Genomic DNA, 277 nt, shown 5'->3' with positions numbered 1-277 from the left:
TAAATATTTTTAACATTTTTTATTAAATACACGGTCTTTATAACTACACACTCTAGAGATGGATTTTCTTATGATTACTTACTTTCATGCACTAATTAGAGTTAGCACGAGCAAATTTTCAACATTCTTAACTCAGCAGGTGCAAGCGCACCGTCACTTTGATTCGCAAACACCAATGCCCGAGCAGCGTTTAGCTCAAATAGATACCTCTCGTTCTAATGTGCTTTTTTACGACTTATCTAATTTAAATGATCCTACTCACATAGTGCACCTAACT

Annotated in this window: 1 pseudogene; it reads left to right on the top strand. The window is 35.0% G+C overall.

The features are described from left to right. Nucleotides 1–70: 70 nt before the first annotated feature. Nucleotides 71–277, top strand: a pseudogene (locus CWB60_RS20475) (LytR/AlgR family response regulator transcription factor); the annotation flags it as partial.

Origin of the sequence: Pseudoalteromonas sp. S327 (assembly GCF_005886415.1) — a bacterium.
GTDB classification, from domain to species: Bacteria; Pseudomonadota; Gammaproteobacteria; order Enterobacterales; family Alteromonadaceae; genus Pseudoalteromonas; species Pseudoalteromonas atlantica.
The sequence above is the reverse complement of the archived record's forward strand: the minus strand, read 5'-3'. Positions and strand labels throughout refer to the sequence as shown.